The organism is Mycobacterium sp. E136 (assembly GCF_001666865.1).
Taxonomy (GTDB): Bacteria; Actinomycetota; Actinomycetes; order Mycobacteriales; family Mycobacteriaceae; genus Mycobacterium.
Map to the genome: position 1 here is coordinate 1 of NZ_LZJE01000231.1, position 850 is coordinate 850.

Sequence of the window (850 nt, forward strand, 5' to 3'; positions counted from 1 at the left end):
CGGGTTCATCCGCTCGGACACGCTGCAACCGTCGCATGCGGCGCTCATCACCCGGGCGGACACGTTCTTCCTCGGCACCGAGCATCCGACCCGCGGCGTCGACGCGTCGCACCGCGGCGGCCCAGCGGGTTTCGTCCGGCTCGACGGTAACCGGCTTTGGTGGCCCGACTATCCGGGCAACAACATGTTCAACAGCCTGGGCAACATCGCGGTCGATCCCGCGGCGGCCGTCCTGTTCATCGACTTCACCACCGGTGCCACCGTTGCGGTCTCGGGCACCGCGGCGGTGGTGTGGCCCGATGATGATCATGACGAGGACGGGACCGATCGGGGCGTGACGTTCACCGCGGAGGCCATCGTCTCCGGCACGCTGCGCTAGCTGCTGCTCAGCCGGATCCGCCAGCGCACGAACGTCGTGTAACCGATGCAGATGAGCGCGAGCATGGCCATGTCGAACAGCCACGTGCCGGACGTGTGGTCCCAGTGCCGATCGTTGGGTGTCAGCGGGCCGGGCACCAAGCGGATGAGGTCGATGGTCGAGGCGGACGCCGCGAAACCCCAACGGGCGGGCGTGAACCAGGACATCTGATCGAGCACGATCCGGTCCGTCACCGGGATCATGCCGCCCGAGAACACCAGCTGCGACATGATCGCGACCACCAGCAGCGGCATGATCTGTTCGTTGGATCTGGCCAACGCCGAGAGCGCCAACCCGACCATCGCCGCGGCCACCGTCGTCACCGCGATGTCGACGAACAACTCGATGCTGCGGTTGCCGAGGAAGAACGTGTCCGCCCGGGTGATGAGCGCCGCATGCGACGGTTGCAGCGTGTCCGAGCGGATGAACCCG

The 850-nt window shown here is 67.1% G+C and carries 2 protein-coding genes; one reads left to right on the top strand and one right to left on the bottom strand.

Features of this window, described 5'->3' with window-relative positions; all coding sequences use genetic code 11:
- Nucleotides 1-379: pyridoxamine 5'-phosphate oxidase family protein (locus tag A5698_RS15395; protein ID WP_197506788.1), on the top strand; the 379-nt coding region annotated here is incomplete at its 5' end.
- Here A5698_RS15395 and A5698_RS15400 read toward each other — a convergent pair.
- Nucleotides 376-850, bottom strand: a 475-nt coding sequence (locus A5698_RS15400) for an ABC transporter permease (RefSeq protein ID WP_231967421.1), incomplete at its 5' end; no start/stop codon positions are given. The two genes, A5698_RS15395 and A5698_RS15400, sit on opposite strands and share 4 nt — an antisense overlap.